At 60.0% G+C, this 19,507-nt stretch carries 14 protein-coding genes; 10 read left to right on the top strand and 4 right to left on the bottom strand.

Annotated elements, in window-relative coordinates; all coding sequences use genetic code 11:
- Positions 1-91 precede the first annotated feature (91 nt).
- The 8 genes from tssB (at position 92) to JQ591_RS18770 (ending at position 10,733) form a co-directional block, all read left to right on the top strand.
- Complete coding sequence (tssB, locus tag JQ591_RS18805) at positions 92-619, top strand: type VI secretion system contractile sheath small subunit (RefSeq protein ID WP_211397493.1); 528 nt, start codon at positions 92-94, stop codon at positions 617-619.
- 24 nt (positions 620-643) lie between these two features.
- Positions 644-2,146, top strand: coding sequence for a type VI secretion system contractile sheath large subunit (gene tssC / locus JQ591_RS18800; protein ID WP_211397492.1), 1,503 nt, complete (start codon positions 644-646; stop codon positions 2,144-2,146).
- Positions 2,147-2,195: 49 nt separating this feature from the next.
- Entirely contained in the window at positions 2,196-2,681 is a 486-nt protein-coding gene (locus JQ591_RS18795; protein ID WP_027568117.1) for an Hcp family type VI secretion system effector, read from the top strand.
- A 182-nt stretch (positions 2,682-2,863) separates the two neighbouring features.
- Entirely contained in the window at positions 2,864-3,412 is a 549-nt protein-coding gene (gene tssE, locus JQ591_RS18790) for a type VI secretion system baseplate subunit TssE (protein WP_211397491.1), read from the top strand.
- A 1-nt stretch (position 3,413) separates the two neighbouring features.
- Complete coding sequence (gene tssF, locus JQ591_RS18785; RefSeq protein ID WP_211397490.1) at positions 3,414-5,375, top strand: type VI secretion system baseplate subunit TssF; 1,962 nt, start codon at positions 3,414-3,416, stop codon at positions 5,373-5,375.
- Positions 5,339-6,403, top strand: a complete 1,065-nt coding sequence (gene tssG / locus JQ591_RS18780) for a type VI secretion system baseplate subunit TssG (RefSeq protein WP_211397489.1) — start codon at positions 5,339-5,341, stop codon at positions 6,401-6,403. The genes tssF and tssG overlap by 37 nt, the downstream gene beginning before the upstream one ends.
- Positions 6,404-6,501: 98 nt before the next feature.
- The gene (gene tssH, locus JQ591_RS18775; RefSeq protein WP_211397488.1) at positions 6,502-9,141 is read left to right on the top strand and encodes a type VI secretion system ATPase TssH; all 2,640 of its coding nucleotides are present in this window, start codon (positions 6,502-6,504) and stop codon (positions 9,139-9,141) included.
- Positions 9,142-9,146: 5 nt separating this feature from the next.
- Positions 9,147-10,733, top strand: coding sequence for a class I SAM-dependent methyltransferase (locus JQ591_RS18770; protein WP_211397571.1), 1,587 nt, complete (start codon positions 9,147-9,149; stop codon positions 10,731-10,733).
- 79 nt (positions 10,734-10,812) lie between these two features.
- Here JQ591_RS18770 and JQ591_RS18765 read toward each other — a convergent pair whose 3' ends face one another.
- From JQ591_RS18765 to JQ591_RS18755, 3 genes are all read right to left on the bottom strand, one after another.
- Positions 10,813-11,712: a DUF4399 domain-containing protein gene (locus JQ591_RS18765; RefSeq protein ID WP_249137218.1), complete on the bottom strand. Its 900-nt coding sequence runs from the start codon at positions 11,710-11,712 to the stop codon at positions 10,813-10,815.
- Positions 11,713-11,831: 119 nt separating this feature from the next.
- Positions 11,832-13,058: an OmpA family protein gene (locus JQ591_RS18760; protein ID WP_249137217.1), complete on the bottom strand. Its 1,227-nt coding sequence runs from the start codon at positions 13,056-13,058 to the stop codon at positions 11,832-11,834.
- Between the two features lie 26 nt (positions 13,059-13,084).
- Entirely contained in the window at positions 13,085-14,566 is a 1,482-nt protein-coding gene (locus JQ591_RS18755; RefSeq protein ID WP_211397487.1) for a caspase family protein, read from the bottom strand.
- Between the two features lie 203 nt (positions 14,567-14,769).
- On the opposite strand from JQ591_RS18755, the gene JQ591_RS18750 reads away from it, so the two are divergent.
- Both JQ591_RS18750 and JQ591_RS18745 read left to right on the top strand, forming a co-directional pair.
- Positions 14,770-16,557: an SUMF1/EgtB/PvdO family nonheme iron enzyme gene (locus tag JQ591_RS18750; RefSeq protein WP_211397486.1), complete on the top strand. Its 1,788-nt coding sequence runs from the start codon at positions 14,770-14,772 to the stop codon at positions 16,555-16,557.
- Positions 16,558-17,056: 499 nt separating this feature from the next.
- Positions 17,057-18,085 carry a hypothetical protein gene (locus JQ591_RS18745; RefSeq protein WP_211397485.1) on the top strand — a complete coding sequence of 343 codons (1,029 nt, stop codon included), beginning with the start codon at positions 17,057-17,059 and terminating at the stop codon, positions 18,083-18,085.
- Between the two features lie 229 nt (positions 18,086-18,314).
- On the opposite strand, the gene JQ591_RS18740 is transcribed toward JQ591_RS18745, so the two are convergent.
- Positions 18,315-18,824 carry a hypothetical protein gene (locus JQ591_RS18740; RefSeq protein ID WP_211397484.1) on the bottom strand — a complete coding sequence of 170 codons (510 nt, stop codon included), beginning with the start codon at positions 18,822-18,824 and terminating at the stop codon, positions 18,315-18,317.
- Between the last annotated feature and the right edge of the window lie 683 nt (positions 18,825-19,507).

Below are 19,507 nucleotides of genomic sequence, written 5' to 3'. Positions count from 1 at the left end.
CATACAGGGTTTGCCGACCGCAAGTTGAGCTGCTCTTGTAACTTGCGTCGCGGCAAACCGGCTTCTCAATGATTTCGCAAAGAGGGGAACCATGGCTACCGACAGCGGTCAAAAATTCATCCGTCGTAACCGCGCACCGCGCGTTCACATCACTTACGAAGATCCCTACGACGCCGAGCGGCTGATCGAGTTGCCGTTCGTGATGGGCGTCCTTTCCGACCTTTCCGGCAACAACGCTGGCGTGGAGAAACCCAAGGTCGAGGAGCGCAAGTTCCTCGAATTCGACATGGACAATTTCGACAACCGCATGGCGGCCATCCAGCCCGGGGTGACAGCCCGCGTGGCCAACCGCCTAAGCGAAGCGGCCGACGAGAAGATTTCCGTCAGCCTGCGCTTCAACAAGATGGCCGACTTCTCACCCGTAGCGGTCGCCCGACAGGTTCCAGCCACGGCCAAGCTGCTGGAGGCCCGCGAACAGCTCGCCAACCTGCTCCGCTACATGGACGGCAAGGTGGCTGCCGAGGATCAGCTGAAGAAGCTCCTTAGCGATCCGCAGCTGATGGCCGCGCTGAAAGAACGCACAGCGAGCCAACCGACCGAACCCGACGCCGAGAAATAGAAATAAAGAGAAGGACTGGGGACCATGGCAAAAGAAGCTGGTCAAAAGGCGAACGTCACTCAGGTCGGGACCGCCGAGGCCGACGAGTTTGCGAACCTACTCAAGCAGAGCTTCAAGCCCCGCACGGAACGCGCTGCGACCGAAGTCGAGAATGCGGTATCCACGCTCGTTCAGGAGGCGCTGAAGGACACGAGCGTCATCAAGTCCGATGTCCTCGACACCATCGAGGAGATGATCGCGCGGATCGACCAGAAGCTCACCGCGCAGATGAACGAGATTCTTCATACGCCCGAGTTCCAGGCGATCGAAAGCGCCTGGCGCGGCCTGCATTACCTCGTCTTCAATTCCGAGACGGACGCCAATCTCAAGATTCGCGTGATGAATGTCTCCAAGACCGAGCTCTATCGCAACCTGCGGCTATATCCAGACGCCCGCTGGGACCAGAGCCCGCTGTTTAAGCAGGTCTACGAGTACGAATTCGGCCAGTTAGGCGGCGAGCCGTTCGGCTGCCTGATCGGCGACTACTATTTCAGTCATCTGCCGACCGACGTGCAGTTGATGCGTGATCTCAGCAAGGTCGCCGGCGCCGCGCACGCTCCCTTCTTCGCCGGAGCCGAGCCCACGCTGATGGGCATGGATTCATGGACAGAGCTGTCCAATCCCCGCGACATCGGCAAGGTGTTCGACACGCCGGAATACGCGGCCTGGAAAGGTCTCCGCGACCAGGATGACTCGCGCTATCTCGGCCTTTGCATGCCGCGAGTGCTGGGTCGCCTTCCCTACGGCGCCAAGTCGGAGCCGGTGGAAGAATTCGCCTTCGAGGAAGAAACCGACGGGCATACCGGCGACAAGTACGGTTGGATCAACGCCTCCTACGCGATGGCTGTCAACATCAACCGCGCCTTCAAGGAGTTCGGCTGGTGCACCCGCATCCGCGGTGTTCAGTCCGGCGGCGAGGTCATCAACCTGCCCACGCACACGTTCCCGACCGACGACGGCGGCGTGGACCTGAAATGTCCAACCGAGATCGCGATCAGCGATCGTCGCGAGCATGAACTCGCCAAGGCGGGCCTGATCCCGCTGATCCATCGCAAGAACACCGACAAGGCGGCTTTCATCGGTGCGCAGTCGCTCTACAAGCCGAAGAAGTATTTCGGCGAGAAAGGCGTGGATGCAACCGCGTCTGACAACCTGTCGTCACGTCTGCCCTACATGTTCGCAGTGTCCCGCTTTGCGCACTATCTGAAGTGCATGGTTCGCGACAAGATCGGATCCATGAAGGAAAAGGATGAGCTGACGGTCTGGCTGCAAACCTGGATCAACGAGTACGTTGATGCCAACCCAGCCCTATCGTCAGAAGCTCAGAAAGCGCGCAAGCCGCTGGCCGCAGCGAAGGTCGAGGTCATAGCAAACGAGGAGAACCCGGGATATTACAACGCACGCTTCTTTCTCCGTCCACACTTCCAACTCGAAGCGATGGACGTCGGCCTCAGTCTCGTCTCGCGCCTACCAGGCCCGAGCTCCTGACGCCACGTCATCGCAACTGTCAATTGCAGATTTTTGAGAGGACTAAGCTATGGCTGTCGATATTTTCTTGAAACTCGATCCCATCAAGGGCGAGTCGCTGGATGACAAGCACAAGGACGAGATTGATGTATTGAGCTGGTCGTTCGGCGAAAGCCAGGCCGGTACATTCCACAGCGGATCCGGAGGCGGCGCCGGCAAGGTCAACGTCCAGGATCTCCACTTCACGCACTTCGTGGACAAGGCCACCCCGGAATTGTTTAAGGTCTGCGCGAACGGAAAGCACATCGAAACGGCGATCCTGACTGTGCGCAAGGCTGGCGAGAACCCGCTGGAGTATCTCAAGATCGAGATGAAGCACGTCCTGGTCTCCAGCGTGTCGACCGGCGGATCGCACGGCGAAGAGCGCCTAACCGAAAACGTGAGTCTGAACTTCGCCAAGGTCAAGATGACCTACAAGACCCAGACGGACAAGGGTGCCGCCGGCGCCTCGCCGACCTTCGGCTGGGACGTTCCTGCCAACAAGGAATGGGCATGATCTTCGGCCCCTCGCCTGGCGCCGGTTGCCAATAGCGGACACCGGCGCCATGCGGCGCGATCCCAAATTGCATCCTTCGAATGGCCCCGGTTACGGCCGGATGCCTGGCCACGATACGTCAAGTGCGACGCCGATTGCCGCCTTTCGAAGCGGCATAGGCGCCGAACGTCATGGGGACCGGAATGACGCTTACGCCAAAAAAGGATAGGCTCTCTCCGCCGCTGATGCTCGCCTTTCGCGCGGCGCATGAAGCGCGTGATGCGCGCAAGAAGCTCGATCTGCGCGATCAGTCCGGTGAACGGATTATCGCAGGCCGGCGCAGCACAGGACGCCATCCGATCTCGGAGGCACTCCTCCGGCGCGAGGTCTCCCATGACGTCGAAACGCTCCTCAATACGATCGCTCTCGAATCGACGCTAGACATGAGCGGCCGGGATTGCGTACGAACGTCGATTCTGAACTATGGCTGTCCCGACATCGCCAATCGTTCGATCGACGAGGTCACGGACGACGAGCTCAGCGACTCGCTGCGCACCACACTGCTCAATTATGAACCAAGGCTCGATCGCAAGACAATCCGGGTCCGCCGCGACGCCTCGATCGGACCCGAGCAGCTCAAGCTGCGCTTCATCGTTCACGCCGATCTGAAAGCTGAACCGCTCAACGTTCCCGTGGAATTCGTCGCCGACGTCGAGCTCGACAGCGGCGATATCCAGATCAACCGACTTTAGCATGAACCGCGAATTCCTGGACTTCTACAATCGCGAATTGTCCCTGCTGTACGAGCAGGCAGGAGATTTCGCCGAGGAGTATCCCGGCATCGCTGAACGCCTGGGCGGCCTGATCAGGGACCGCTCGGATCCGATGATCAGTGGGCTACTGGAAGGCGCGGCGTTTCTTGCCGCCCGTGTCCAGTTGAAGCTAAAGCACGAATTTCCGGAATTTACCTCGAATCTGCTCGAACAGCTGGTTCCGAACTACCTTGCCCCTACCCCGTCGGCCATGCTGGTCGCAGCAGGACCGCCCTATGCCGACCCGGCGCTGCGCGACGGCAAAAAGATCGCGCGCGGCGCCTATTTCGACGCCACCTACCGCGAGAGAGAGCGAAGCCTCGCCTGCCGATTTCGACTTTGCCGCGATATCACGCTCTGGCCGTTCGACATCACAGGCGCCGAATACTTCTCGACCGCGGGCGCGCTGCAGGCACTCGGAATCCCGGTCGGCGGCGACGTCATCGCCGGACTCAGGCTGTCGTTGACCCACCGCACCGCGGCCCAGGTTGACGAGGAACTGTCGGATGCAGAGGCTCGGACCAAGCCGGAAACGTGGTTTGCGGGCTGCCGCATGAGCGAGCTCCCGATCTATCTCGTCGGTGCGGAATCAGATGGCATAGCGCTCTACGAACAACTGATATCGAATTGCAAGGGCGTCTACTTCCGACATCTCGACGATTTCGGCGATCCGGTGGTGACGCGCGCACCGCACGACTGCGTGCAGCAGATCGGTTTCGACGAAACCGAGTCGCTGTTTCCGCACGACAACCGCGTCTTTCGCGGCTCAGAGCTGCTCCGGGAATATTTCATGTTTCCGCGCAAGTTCCTTGGCGTTCACTTGACCGGACTCCGCAGCGTGATGCCGCGCCTGCGCAGCAAGTCGATCGATATCGTCTTCGCCTTCGATGAACACAATTCGCGGCTCGCCGCCGCGGTGCGTTCCGATAGCTTCAGGCTCTACACCGCACCGGCGATCAACCTGTTCGAGAAGACGAGTGATCGAATCCCCGTCAAGTCGAACACCCACGAATATCACGTGGTGCCGGATCGTAGTCGCTATCTCGAATACGAGCCGCACCAGGTCCTCGAAGTCTACGCGCATTTCCCGGCGGAGAAGGACAAGCGGCTGGTACGTCCGCTGTATTCGGCAAGCGTCGACCAGACCAGCGCACAGGGGCTTTACTTCACCGTCCGCCGCCTGCCCCGGCGCCGCACGGTGGAAGAGAAGACGTACGGCTCATCTTCCGATTACACCGGGACGGACATGTTCCTATCGCTGCTCGAGCCCGGCGAATTGAACGGGCAGGACTCGGCCGCCGAGCTCAGCGTCCGAGCGCTGTGTTCCAATCGGCACCTCACTGAGCACCTGCCGGTCGGCGCGAGCGGCGCCGACTTCCACCTGCTGGACGACACGTCCCTCGACCTGGTGTGCGTTGCTGGCCCAACCCGGCCGCGCGAGCCGGTGGTCGCCCAGTTGCGCAGTCGCAGCGAAATCGCCAACAGCGGGATCGTCAGTTGGCGGCTGATCAACATGCTGAGCCTGAACTATCTCGGCCTCGTCGAGCGCAACGGCGGCAAGAACGCAGGAGCGCTGCGCGAGATGCTGTCCCTGTTTGCCGACCAGTACGACGACGCCACCGAACGCAAGATCCGGGGCGTGCGCAGCATCGAAAGCCGGCCCGTCGTGCGACGGGTGCGGGAGCGCACCGGGAGCGGTGCCGCGCGCGGCTTGGAGATCACTGTCACACTTGACGAGAAGGCGTTCGAGGGGAGCGGCGTGTTCCTGCTCGGAGCTGTGCTGGAGCGCTTCTTCGCCGACTATTCAGGCTTCAACACCTTCACCCAAACGGTCGTCTCGACGCCGGAGCGTGGCGAGATTATGCGGTGGCCACCGCGCATAGGCACGCGGAGACCGCTGTGACGCTGATCGACCAGATGAAGGCCGAACCCTGGCGGTTCGATTTCTTCAATACCCTGCGTCAGCTCGAGCGAGCCAATCCGGATCGACCTCGGATCGGTGACAGCGCCGCCCGCCGCGAGGAGTACGTCGATCTCGGCCAAGTGCCCTACCTCGAGTTCCCTGCCTCTAATCTTGCCGTAGTCGACGACCAGAATGGCCGGCTCAGAATCCTCGTCAAGTTTCTCGGCCTCCTGGGTCCGCAAGGTGCGCTGCCACTTGCCACGACCGATGAAAGTCTGAGCTGGTGGCTGATGCGGGACGACGCCTTCCCGCGCTTTATTGACCTGCTCAACGGCCGGTTCCTGCAGCTCTTCTTTCGTGCCTGGGCCGACGCCCGGCCGATCGCGCAGCACGACCGTCCCGCGGATGATCGCTTTATCGCCTATGTCGGCTCCTTCGCCGGCCTCGGCTCAGACGTTTTCGCCAATCGGGACACCGTACCCGACATGGCGAAGCTCAGCTTCGTCGGACTGGTCGCCCCAAGGGCGAAATGTGCGTCCCGGCTGACGCGGTTCTTGCAGGGACTGTTCGACGTCAAAGTCGAGATCGACGAGTTTGTCGGCACTTGGCTTGCGTTCGATCCAAGTCACTGCAGCCGGCTCGGCGAGGCGCATGCCAGCCTCGGTCGGGACGCGCTTCTCGGCTCACGCGTGTTCAGCGTCGAAGACAAGATCAGGGTTCGGGTCTTCGTCAAGAATTTTGTCCAGTACGAGCAGTTCCTGCCGACCGAAGCGCGCAACTTGTCGGAGCCGCTGGCCGACGCCGTTTTCTTCTACATTGGCGACGAACTGGAGTGGGAGGTCGAGCTCGCGATTCCAGCAGGAGAGGTCGTCCCCGTCAGACTAGGGCAGAGCGGACGGCTTGGATGGACCACCTGGGTCTCCCCGAACTGGACCTCCACTGAAGAATATCGCCGCGATGCCCGCTTTCAGCTCGGGGAGCGCCTGCGAGCCCGCCCGAACGCCGCAGCCGATGCCTCGGCGATTTGAACCTATCGACCGCGCCGATCGTCCCAATATCATGGGATTCGCGCCAATTTCCGTTGGGTGTCAAACATCGGCGGAGCAATTGAGCAGGAGGGGCCGCCGTGACCGACATCAGTATTGAAGCCGTAACGGGCAAACTGAACCGCGCCGGTTACGACGCCTTCATACAGGCTCTTCGCCATGCCAAGAGCGCCGGGAACCGCAACGTCGAGCTTGCGCACTGGCTGTTTCATATCCTGCAACAGGAGCGCACAGACGTAAGCCTCTCGGTGGACCATTACAAGCTCGACCGGGGGCGGTTGCTATCGGAACTTGCCGGCGCGATCAACGGCTTTCGGAAGAACGAAACAGACATGCCGGGTGTCGCCAATCCGGTCATCGATCTCCTCGATCGTGGCTGGCACTACGCCACGCTCTTTTTCGGCGAAACTCAGATCCGCACCGGCCACCTGCTCGTGGCTGGGCTTAAGTCGAACGACATCCGTCGCGCGCTGAACAACCTCTCCCAGGAATTCGCCAAGGTCAACGTCGAAGCATTGGCCGCCGAGCGTCGCGCCATCTGGGCCGGCTCCGACGAGGAGACCATGCGGCCCATGGACGGCTCGGGTCTTGTAGGCGCTGGCACGGACGGCGCGGATCAGACCAGCCCGAAAGGCACGACACCGCTCGACCGTTTCTCGCAGGATCTCACCGCGAAGGCCAAATCGGGCGAGATGGACCCGATCCTGGGTCGGGACGAAGAGATTCGCCAGTTGATAGACGTTCTGATGCGAAGGCGGCAAAACAATCCGATTCTTACCGGCGAAGCCGGCGTCGGCAAGACGGCGGTGGTGGAAGGATTCGCGCAACGCATCGCCGCCGGGGACGTGCCGCCGCCGCTGCGCAATGTCCGGCTCTGCGCCCTCGACATCGGCTTGATGCAGGCCGGCGCCTCGATGAAGGGCGAGTTCGAGCAGCGGCTGCGCTCGGTGATCGACGAGGTGCAGAGCTCGCCCACCCCGGTCATCCTGTTCATCGACGAAGCCCATACCTTGATTGGCGCCGGCGGTGCAGCCGGCACCGGCGATGCGGCAAACCTCCTGAAACCTCCACTCGCCCGTGGCACGCTGCGCACGATCGCAGCTACCACCTGGGCAGAGTATCGCCAGTACATCGAGAAGGACCCGGCGCTCGCGCGACGCTTCCAGCCGATCCAGATCGACGAACCGGATGTCGAGACCTGTTGCGTGATGCTGCGCGGCCTTCTTGCCCCAATGGAAAAGCACCACGGTGTCCGCATTTCCGACGCCGCAATCATTGCAGCCGTCAACCTCTCGCACCGCTACATTCCCTCCCGACAGCTGCCGGACAAGGCCGTCAGCCTGCTCGATACCGCCTCGGCCCGCGTGGCGATCAGCCAGAGCACCACGCCGGCCCTGATCGAGGACACGCGTATCGCGATCACGGCTCGCGAAGCTGAGAAATCCGCGCTGGTCAGCGACCGCGATCTGGGCATCGAGGACGGCGAGCGCGTCGCTACGATCGACAGCAATATCGCCGAGTTGAAAGAAAAGCTAACCGCGCTCGAGGCCGACTGGGCCAAGGAGCAGGAGCTCGTCAAGGACATCCGCAGCATTCGTGACATCCTGTCCGGGCCCAAGGAAGATCAAGATTCAGATGCAAAACGAGCGGAGCTGCGCGGCAAGTTCGAGACGCTGGAGGGGATCAATCCGGAAAAACGGATGGTCTATGCCCATGTGGACCAGCAGTCGGTAGCGTCCGTCGTGTCCGACTGGACCGGCATCCCGGTTGGTCGGATGATGCGGGACGAGATCGAAACCGTGCTCAAGCTACCGGAGATACTCAACCGCCGCGTCGTCGGCCAGTCCCACGGGCTGACGATGATCGCCAGACGTATCGAGACCAGCCGCGCCAAGCTGGACAACCCGTCGAAGCCGATCGGCGTTTTCATGCTGGCCGGACCATCCGGCGTCGGAAAGACCGAGACCGCGTTGGCGCTTGCCGAGACGCTCTACGGCGGCGAGCAGAATATGATCACGATCAACATGTCGGAATTCCAGGAGGCGCACACCGTCTCGACCCTGAAGGGAGCACCTCCCGGTTACGTTGGCTACGGAGAAGGCGGCCGCCTCACCGAGGCGGTCCGGCGCAAGCCATACAGCGTCATCCTGCTCGACGAGGTGGAGAAGGCCCATCCCGACGTCCATGAGATTTTCTTCCAGGTGTTCGACAAGGGAGTCATGGAGGACGGCAACGGACGACGGATCGACTTCAAGAACACCTTGATCATCCTGACGACCAATGTCGGTACCGATCTGATCATGGGGCTGTCCCGCGATCCAAAGTACCGCAATGAACCGGAAGAGCTCGGGAAGATGCTCAGGCCGGAACTGCTGAAGGTATTTCCGGCCGCCTTGCTCGGGCGTATCGTCTCGATCCCCTACTTCCCGCTCTCGGACGAGATGCTCGGCGGCATTGTCCGGCTGCAGCTCGACCGCATCGGCCGTCGGCTACGCGATAATCACAACGCGGCCTTCAGCTACGACGACACCGTCGTTGAGCACATCGTGTCAAGCTGCAACGATCCGGATTCCGGCGGGCGCATGATCGACAACATCATCACCAACACATTGCTGCCGGAGCTGTCGCGCGAGTTCCTGAGAAAATCGCTTGCCAAGGAAGAGATCAAGCAGACACGCGTCTCAATCGCGAACGACAAGTTCGCATATTCGTGGAACTGAGCACGATGAATGTTCACACTGAGCATCGCCCTTCGACGACCGGCCCAACACGGTACGACGAGGTCTACTATCCCGGCCACGTCTACGGGCTCACCCACCCCAACCATCTTGCAACGATTGCCACCATCTACGGCATGCAACCTGCTCCGGTCGAGTGCTGCCGAGTACTGGAACTCGGCTGCGGCGTCGGCGGCAATCTTTTGCCAATGGCCTTTCAATATCCGGACAGCGAGTTCGTCGGTGTCGACCTGAGCGGTGTGACGATCGAGCGCGGCCAGAAAAATATCGCGACACTGGGCCTGAACAACATCAAGCTCCTCCATTGCGACATCATGAATGTCGATCCAAGCTTCGGACAGTTCGATTACATCATCGCGCACGGCGTGTACTCATGGGTGCCACCGCCCGTGCGTGAGAAGATGATGACGATCTTCAAGCAGAACCTGTCGCCGCGCGGGATCTGCTACGTCAGTTACAATGCGCATCCATTCTCGCACCTCCGCGACATGGCCCGCGACATGATGCGGTATCACACCCGCCGCCTCACCGGCATGAAGGAGAAGGTCGGACAGGCTCGCGCGATCCTGAAGTTCCTGAGCGAAGGCTCGAAGGCCAACACGGTTCACGGCGCGATCATGCGGGATCAGTACAACCGCGTTCTCAAGTCTCCCGACGAATTGTTGTTTCACGACGATCTCGACGATGGCGCGACCGCCTTCCTGTTGCACGAAGTCGCAGAGGATGCCGCCCAGCGTGGCCTGCAGTATCTGGGCGATTCCGATTTTTCGCGCCGCTATCTCGCCGGCTATTCCGAGGAGGTCCGTGCCACGCTGCAGCGTTTCCCGGAAAGCGAGTTCATGGCACGCGACCAGTATCAGGATTTCATCGACGGCAACGGCTTCCGGCGCACCTTGTTTTGCCACGACAATGTTTCCCTCGACCGGCAGATCGACACAGATTTCGTCAGGCGGTACCACCTCTTGAGCACGACCAGCGCCGTCGATCCCGAAGCCTGTGTGACAGACGATTCTGCAATGGAATTCGAGATCCAGAACGGCAGCAGGATTACAGTGACCAATCCCCTCCTGAAGGCAGCGCATCTGTGCCTCGGCCGGGCGTGGCCGCGCGCCTTGTCATTCGGCGAGTTGCTGCACGGTGCGCGCGCGCTGCTGGATGGCCGTCACGCCGACGATGACGAACGGGTCCTGACGGATGCGATGTACATCCTGTGCTGCAGCGGCGAGGTCTCCTTCCTGGTATCACCGCCCTTCCTGCTGAAGGAAATTACCGACCGGCCGCAAGCGAGCTTACTGGCCCGCAAACAGTCGCAGACAAGTCCGCACGTCACCAACCTGCTCCACCAAACAGTGCAGTTGGAGGACGATCGAACCCGGCATTTCCTGCAATTGCTCGACGGCCTTCACACGATCGACCAGATCACGGCCGAGGTGACCGAAGCATTTGGCTCCAGCATCCGGATCGAACAAAAGGACAAGGACGGAAAGCCAGTAGAGCCGCTGCTGCTTTCAACTCGAGAGAGCGTTGAACGCTCGCTTGCGATGGTCGGCAAGCTGGGCCTGTTGGTCGCCTGAGGCGATCGATCTCAACTCAAAGCGAGACGCGAGACCACTGCCGTGGGGCTGCGCGCGTTCGCGTGCATCCGTCTCGTGCCTAATGATAGTGCGATGTTCGGTGATGTTTCCGCGTCGGCGGCTTGCGACCGTTGGCGGTCACCACAACATTGACAAGCTGCGAAAAAACCGGGGGATCGTGTGGTATGTGATTTTCGTCGGCCAGGATCAGCTGCAGCGTGTGACGACCCAGCGGCAGATTGATTTTGGCTTCGGTTTGACCCGCGCCAAAATGAAGATGGTTGAAATCATTGGGGATTGGCTGATCAAATGGCGGCAGGTTGGTATCGATCAGCAAATGGTGGTGCCCCGTATTCGCCTTTTCGAAGCCGGCGGGAGCAACGCCCATGCCGACCAGGCCGAAACGGACAACAGGCGTTGGCGTGACGTACGCCCCGTCCACGGGATAGACAAAATAGACCTTCGCTCCGGAGGGCGACGGGTGACGTCCCGAATGCGGCGTGGCCTGGGCCGACGGGGCTGCAGCCTGATCGACGACGTGAACATGGATGCGATCAGAGAACAGCGGCGGTGACGTCGGCACATGATTCTTGTCGCCCAACAGCAGCTGTAGCGTGTGGTCTCCCGGCGTGAGCGTAACTTCGGCTTCGGTCTGACCTGCACCGAAATGCAGATGATTGAAGTCGCTCGGAATGGGACTGTCCATCGGCGGCAGCTCGGCATCAATCAAGAGATGATGGTGACCGGAGTTTCCCTTGTCGGATCCGGCCGGCGCTACGCCCATTCCCTTCAAACCAAAATGAACGGTGAATTTCGTCGGGACGGTCTGCCCGTCCTTGATGTCCACGAAATAGACCGCAGCACCAGCAGGCGAGGTTGTAGGACCGCCGGCGGGCTTTGGCTGTGCATGCGCTGAGCCGAACGCTCCCGCTAAAATCAGGAGGGACGTCGTCATTGCGACCAAGGCTTTCGATACCATGAGAGACCCCTAAGGCCTATAATTTGGAGCGCGGTGCGCTCTGGATTGAAGGAAAACGAACGTGGCCAAACAAGACAAAAGTAGAGAGTGCGCGGCAGCGTCGAGACTTCAATGCGCATTCAGCATCGGCGTACGTTGAAATCGACGCGGCGGTCGATCGCATCGCTCGCGTCATCGCGGCCCGTCCCGACGATCGATTCTCGAGATCCGACGCCGACCGCCTTCAGCCGGTCAGCCAGGCTGGGAGAAGCACTCTGCAGAAGATCCTTGATGAACTGCGCCCTTAGCACCGACAGGCGTTCATTGATTTGCGCCGGTCCGGTATTTGATGTGTGCCCAACGACATCGATGCAGGAATCGTTCTGCATCGCCTGCGACGCGATCTGACTTAGCCACATCGGGTATGGACCGGTGATATTCTGGTCGTCGAGGAACTGCGTCGTGCCCGGCTTGAACAGAAGCCGTACGGACAACTTATTGACCGTCAGGCCATACTTGACGAGACTGCCAAATGCCTCGGTGGCATCGGTCCGGCGATTAAGCTTCCAGCTGGACAGATAAATACCAGAATGAACACGAAGTTGGTCGCCGCCCGACATTTGCCGGGCCGTCCGGTAGAACGCCAGGGCCTCTCGATAGCGTTTGTCGTCGTATTCGAGGATTGCGTCGCTCACAAATGCCGACGTGGCGACCCTCTCGACATATAGGGGATCGATCGGGTCGCCCGGCTTCGTCCCCTGGCAGGTCTTGATGTAGACGGCAATCGCCGGATCATTGCTCCAGATCGGAGCGTCGGCGAATGCCGGCGTGGGGTCGGCTTTAACGCCATCGGGTTTTGCCCTCGCAACGCCCTTCGATACGATGCTCTTGCTGCGAAGGTCTGCCAATGCAAGACAGATCCTATAGGCGTCTCGAGCACCGTCAGGCGCACCGGCATTGTTTATCGCTGTAAAGGTCCCGATCAGGACAACAGGAGCGCGGCTCAGGGCCTCGCTGGAAAATGGCAACACGGCGAAACGGGGATATGACTTGGCTACGAGGTCCTTGATGCGCTCCTGCATCAGGCGGGTTGTAGCTGATTGCGCGCCGGTCGCAGCGTCAATCAACGGATCGATGACGAGTTCGACCTTGTCCGACCCCGCGGGCACCGTAGCCTTGGAAAAGAGATCGTTGGCGGCCCGCAACAGAGCGTCGTCGAAAGGGATCGGCGTGGGCGGTGGCGGCGGAGCCGAAGAGGCTTGTGGCGGCGAAGGCGTTGACGGGGTCGCCTGCGCATAGCAAGCCTGGATGGACGTCATCAGGAAGCCGATCGCGAAGCAGGTGACGATTGGAGCGCGGTCAATCATGTCTGCTCAACCTTGATTCAAATCAACTAGCGACATTGGTGAAGGGCAATGCGATCGGATTCCGATATGTCACCCAGTTGCGCGCGTGCATTAATCTCCTGGCAACGGGGCGTCGATTTCTGCCGAGTCGGTGCAGGGGCTGCCCGCGAGTCAGCCGCGACCGACGGCAGCCGGGCAGTCTCGATCGCAAGGCGCTGCTCGGCGCGCTCACGATCGGATTGCGCCTTTGACAGTTTCTCCGTCATCGCGCGCTCCAGCGTGGCGCGTTGCTCGGCCAATCTGACCCTGTTTGCCTCGAGTGCCGCCACTTCATTCGCGAGCTGATCACGCCGATCTTTTTCCTCGGCGCCAGGTTCGGGAGGCGAAGGCGTGGACGGTTGCGCGGGAGCGCTCGAACTCAATCGCTTTTCCTCGTCGGCTTGCCTGACCTCGTTGCGCTCACGCAATTGGGCCAATTCCGCGCTGGCTTTTCGGAAGCCAGCTTCGGCCTGCTCAAGATCAACCCGAAGCTGCCGCTCCTTCTCATTGTATTCGTTGACCAGTCGGTCACGCTCGTTGGCATTCTCGATGGTGTCGATCCGGGCGCGGGCCGCGTCGACAAGACTGCTCGACGGAAACTTCGTGATGAATGCCTTCAACGTCGCAACGCTCGCGAAAGACAGCGGCCCCATCTTCTTCCATGCGTCCAGATCGCTCTCTTGGGGATTCAAATAGAAATCCCCCAGCAGGGAGACCGAGAGCTCCGGTGTTTGTTGCCCGCGCGTCTCACGGTTAACACTGACGGCGACATGCCGGAATAGCGCGCCGACCTCGATCCCTGGTTCCTGCATCTCGCGAACCAGCGCGTTTGTAAACGGACTGTTGCGGCCGGTACCGTCAGCCGCCACAGCGTTGGCCTGGGTCGCATAGGCGATCAGCATGCCCTGGGTCCGGTCGATCCGGGCAAGCCCTCGGGTGATTTCCCCGCCGCGATTGCCGCTGCGTTGGGCAATAGCTTTCGCAAACGGATTGGTCCGGCAGGCATCCAGAACCATAAGTCGCGTTCCAGAGCTATATCCGAGCGCTTCGACAACGTCGTCAAGCTTCACCAAATCGAATGTCACGATTGAATCGGGATCGACTTGGGCATCGACAGGGACAAGGTAGTTCTGACCTTCAATCTGAAGCCCATGGCCAGAATAATAGAACAACGCAGCATCAGTGCCCCGCAGCTTCTGCGCAAAACGCGCCAATGCAGCGCGCATCCCGCGGCCATCGAGATCGCGACCGTCGATGACCTCGAACCCGAGGCGACGCAATTGATCGGATATGTCGTCAGCATCGTTGCGGCTGTTGCGGAGCAATGTGGCATTGGCATATGCCGCATTGCCTATGACCAGCGCGACACGCCCGTCAGCGCGCGCCTCTGGCGAAAGAAGCAGAGACAGGCACATGGAACAAGCAATCAAGCAAAGTGTGCAAACGAATTTCACGAACGGAGTTCCGCCAAATGGCTTGCCGAGCGGCACCGATAATCTGAGACTAGGTGCAATCGCCGAATCTCGCAACTTCTTGTTTCCATTCAGCCAGCGTGTTAGCCTCACCAACATATTTGCACACTGCGCCCGTTCGTTTGCTTCAGGCTGAGCAGACCGCATATGAACCGGAGTTTTTTGCGCTGATCCAAGTCTGGGGCATTTTGCGTTGATCCAGGTCCAGGGCTGATGAAGCGATGAAACTGTCAGGCATGGGCCGCACTTTAAAGGTGCTCGTTGTTATTTGCGCCTTTGCGGCTGGCGCGTTCATCCCACAGCTCTTTTTTCTTTCGGCCGCCCGGGGCCAGAACGCGAGTGCTGCGCAGGCCGACAAGAGGGTCGCTCTCGTTATCGGAAATGGATCTTATCCGCAGTCGCCTGTCCGTACGGCGGTTTCGGACGCGAAAGCGATCGCTGAGCTTTTGAAGGCTGGTGGTTTTGACGTGGTTTATGCTCAGGATGCGCGACATGCCGATATGGATGCGGCAATCCAACAATTCAGCCAAAAACTGGAACGCGGTGCCACCGCCGTCGTCTACTTCGCCGGTCATGCCATCCAGTATGAAGGCCGCAATTTCCTCATCCCGATCGACGGTACCATTGCATCGGACCGCGATATTCACTCCAATGCCGTGGATGGCGATCTCATTCTCGATCCGCTGATCGTTGCCCGGCCCAGAGGTTCAGCCGTCATCCTTGATGCGGCGAGGAGAAATCCATGGCAGCAAAAAACATCGGTCAAGGCAATTGGGCTCGCCAACGTCAGTCCTATCCAGGGCATCACTCAAGCTTACCCCGCACTCCCCGGGCAGGTCGTGGAGGATCAAAAGGGAGCGCTCAGTCTGTTTGCTGACGAGTTCGTGAAAGCCGCCAAGCCCCCCGGTCGAACCTTCAAGGAAGCATTTGGCCAAACCCGGGCTGCGGTCGCGAAGGGAAGCCGCAACAAGCAACTTCCCTGGGAAGCGTCGCTCGAGGCCGCTGACTTTGTCGTTACAGGCCGCAACGAACCAACAGACACGGCGTCGCGCGCGGTCGCGAGATTGGGCAACCCACCGGATACGGTGGAACAAGGTTTCTGGGATACGATCAAGAGCAGCAACAACGCGGCCGATTTTCAGGCCTATCTCGATGCCTATCCGAACGGTCCGTATGCCTCCGAGGCGCGGTCAGGCCTGCAACGCCTTGGCGCGGTAGCCAGCCCGGCAAAGCCGCAAACACCGACTGTGACCAACACGCCCGCGCCGCCGGTCTCGCCGCCACCGAGGTCTACAATTCGTGACTGTTCCCAATGCCCGGAAATGGTGCTGATACCTTCAGGCAATTTCAACATGGGTTCGACTGAGGTCTTCCCTTTTGAAGGCCCTGTGCATCAGGTGTCGATCCGCAAGCCGTTCTACATCGGTAAGTACGAAGTCACATACGATGAGTGGGACGCCTGTGTCATGGACAGAGGCTGCACCTATCGGCCGGCCGATGCCGGAGCGGGACGCGGCCGCCGTCCCGTCACTGATGTCGATTGGAACGACGCAAAAACCTATGCCGCATGGCTGTCGCAAAAGACCGGGAAGACCTACCGACTGCCAACGGAAAGTGAATGGGAGTACGCCGCCCGAGGCGGCACCAATTCACCCTACTCTTGGGGCCGGTCAGTGGAGAAGGACCGCGCAAATTGTGCGGGCTGCACCAGTGAACCGCACCATGCCACCATGCAGGTTGGATCATTCAAACCAAATGCGTTCGATATTTATGACATGGCCGGCAATGCCGCAGAGTGGGTCGAGGATTGCTGGACCGAGGGCTATCGAGGGACGCCCACTGATGGATCCGCTTCGGTCAAACCGGGTTGTCCCGAGCGGGTGCTTCGGGGCGGCTCGTTTAATAATGACCCTAAATATCTGCGCTCAGCCGCACGGTTTAGATATGATTTCAATGTTCGCTATCAGGCGAATGGATTTCGAGTCGTTCGCGAGAAGGACGGCGACTAGGACGGTGATCGGAGTTTCCGGTCGGCAGGTTCAAACCGCCTTAGCCCAGGTACCGTTGACGTGTGACTCTGACCAGAATTGAGCTGGACCACCGGCAACTTCATTGAACATTCCGGCATTTGAACCCGTCCCAGTTCGGATGCGACCAATTCGTGCCGAGGCGCGAGGCTGACCACGTGAAGCGCGATCTGGGTGCTGTGGACAAGATATTTTCACAATAGGACTCAACGGTTATCGGCGGGACCCGGCAAGGTGGGATTCCTCTTGCCGGTTTCGAAGCCACGAGCGCCCGCAGGGCCTTGAGGGTATGCAAAGGTAAGTGAAAACGAGCTGGTTAGCCGATTTTCGCACCTCCTTCGTGCTGTAGCTCGTCCTGTCGGGCCTGACGACCCAGACGGACCCGACACCATACACTTTCGGCCGAGCCGGCGCTTTGATTCAAACCGCCCGCGCGCAAAACTTCGCGTTGACGCGCCGAACTAGAACAGGAGAACCGGACATGGCCGCTTTCCAGGAGGTTTTCCGCCGCTCCGGCATCGATGAGCGCCGCAGCCCGCCAGGCGTGGTGGTGCCGTTCGGCGGCTCCAACATCGTGGCCCTGATCGATCCCGGAAGAAAGCTCAAAGTCGATCCTAACGCCCATGCCCTCGCAATCAAGGAGATCGATGGCGCCGATACCCTTAGACGCGTCATGCAGGCCAGAGATGCATTCTCCGCACCCGATATCGATCCGCAGCTCAGGGCGGCGTCACTTCCCGCCACATTCAATGGCGATGCACGGTTTTTCGAAATCAATGGCCGGATTAAGCCGATTGGCTTTCCCGGTCTGGAGGTGGTGGCCCGGTCGGCCGACCGGAAGATCGAAGCCAAGCTCCATGTCGTCGTGCTGCCGGAAATCAAGATCAAGGTGGCGTTCCGCAATGTCATGGTTCCGGGCAGTGGCGGCGCTCCGATGTTTCACGCCAAGAAGCCTTGCAGCGAGCAAGATGAATTGCTGACGATGAACAATATATGGAAGCCGCAGGCCAACATCCGCTTCGAGCGAGTGCCAAGCGACTGGCTCTTCATCGACGACGCGCAGGCTGCCGTCAAACAGGAGCTCGCCAACGCGACTGGCATGAAGGATGCGAGCCTGGCGACCTTTCCCGATATGATCGATGTCGAAAAACTGAAGGGCTTCTTCGCCAAACACAAAGTCCGGGGCGCCCACTTAACCATTTTCTGTGTCGACAAGCTTCTGTCCAATGGCTCCTTCCCCAATGGCTCATTTGCTCGATCGTTGGACCTTGCCTTTATCAGCTCGCAACGCGGGCCTAACACGTCTGCCCATGAAGCCGGGCATTTTCTCGGCTACTACTCGAAGAGCGCGACCAAACCTTGGGACAGCAACGGCCACACACTGGAGACCGATCCAAAAACCGGAAAAGAAAACAGGACGGAGGACATCAAGATGCTGATGCGCGACGGAGGCGCCGGGTGGAAAATTCCGTTTAATCTCGTCAAGGAGTTCCGCGACTTCCCCGGTTAGCATCCGAAGAACGGACAGAAGCCGGACATCACGCTAGACGTTGAATAGCACCTTTGGGTCAATGCGCCGGTTTCGGCGTCGGCAGCAACTTCGGAGATGGCCGAGCACCGCCCAGACGGTCGCGAAGGGCCAAGAGCAGCATCTCAACCCGGGCGTGAGCGTCAAGCACTGAAATACTGTACTGCACTAACAGGAGCCACCCGACCTCCGTTCGCATTGTGGAAGATAGTTAGATCGTCCCGGCGCCGGCGAAGATTTCAACGACAACGGCGCGATTGGCGGCCCTGTTCATCGCGGTCGTGTTGTCCTGCAGATACTCGTAGTGCGAAGCGGGCTTGACGGAGAAGACGCGCGAGCGGGCGCTTGGGCCGAATAGGTGAAAGACGTTCTTGGCCCGGCCCGTGCGCAGGAAAATGTCGTTCCGTTGGCCGCCGGTGCTGTCGCTATATCCGACGATCTGGAACTGTAGCGACTTGTCGGTCTCGAATCGGATGAGTTGCGCTGCCAACAGCGGATCGCGCCTGGCGATGTTCTTGAGATGCCGCCAGTCGACGCCGAAATCCCAGATAATGAGATATTGGCAGATGCCCGCCGGCGGAACCAGACTGACGTCCACACCGAGATGGCCGACCTCGGTGCGGGACGTCGCGACTTCATTGGCCAGGTAGGAAAAGATGGCGGCGCTGTGAACCTTAGCAAGCGCCGAGCACTGCAATTGCGGCGCCGCCATATTCGGCATCTATTCCACCGGGCCCGGCGGTGTGTATTGCGGCGGTGACTGCGGCGCGCGCCCCCATGGCAATTTTTCCCGTTGCTGGCGTGGCCTGCCCAGCTAAGGACTGGAGGGAGCGTCGGCTCCCACCACGGCTATGACTGTAGTGACGTGAGCGGTCGGGGAAGTTCAAAGGTGAGGTGCACGCAAAAGTCATTCCTTGGCGATGAGCAGCATCGAGCTATTGTTCCGATGCTGACGGATGATCCTTTCGGTGTCTCCGATATGCATGAGCTCTCCATGTGGCATTGTCCGCGAGTGGCTGGCGCCCGAACAAATGTGAGATAGGTCATACTTGGCGCGTCGCCGATGTGTTGCCATTCCGATGTGTCCGGCGAAACTTCATTTCATTCGCTACCGTGGCCGCTGCGTCGCGCGACGGTTCGGACCGTGCGGGAGGCGTCAAACGGTCAATATCAAAGTTCCTCTTAATCCAGTGCAGAAACGCGGCTTGTGGCCGCCTAAAGGCGGGCGCGAATATCCGGTCTTAGATACGGACGACTGGTGGAAAATCGCGTCGCGAGAGCACATCGATGCGTGGGCGTTAATCCAGTTCAATTTCCAAACGCACGTTCCTGAGGAGGTGAATTGGTATTTGCGAGAACTCGTGGGTTGCCGCCACAGCATTGACGGGGGGCGCAACTACGCGT

It is taken from the genome of Bradyrhizobium canariense (assembly GCF_018130465.1).
Lineage (GTDB): Bacteria > Pseudomonadota > Alphaproteobacteria > Rhizobiales > Xanthobacteraceae > Bradyrhizobium > Bradyrhizobium canariense_C.
Note: the sequence above shows the minus strand (reverse complement) of the source record. Positions and strands in the feature narration are given on the sequence as shown.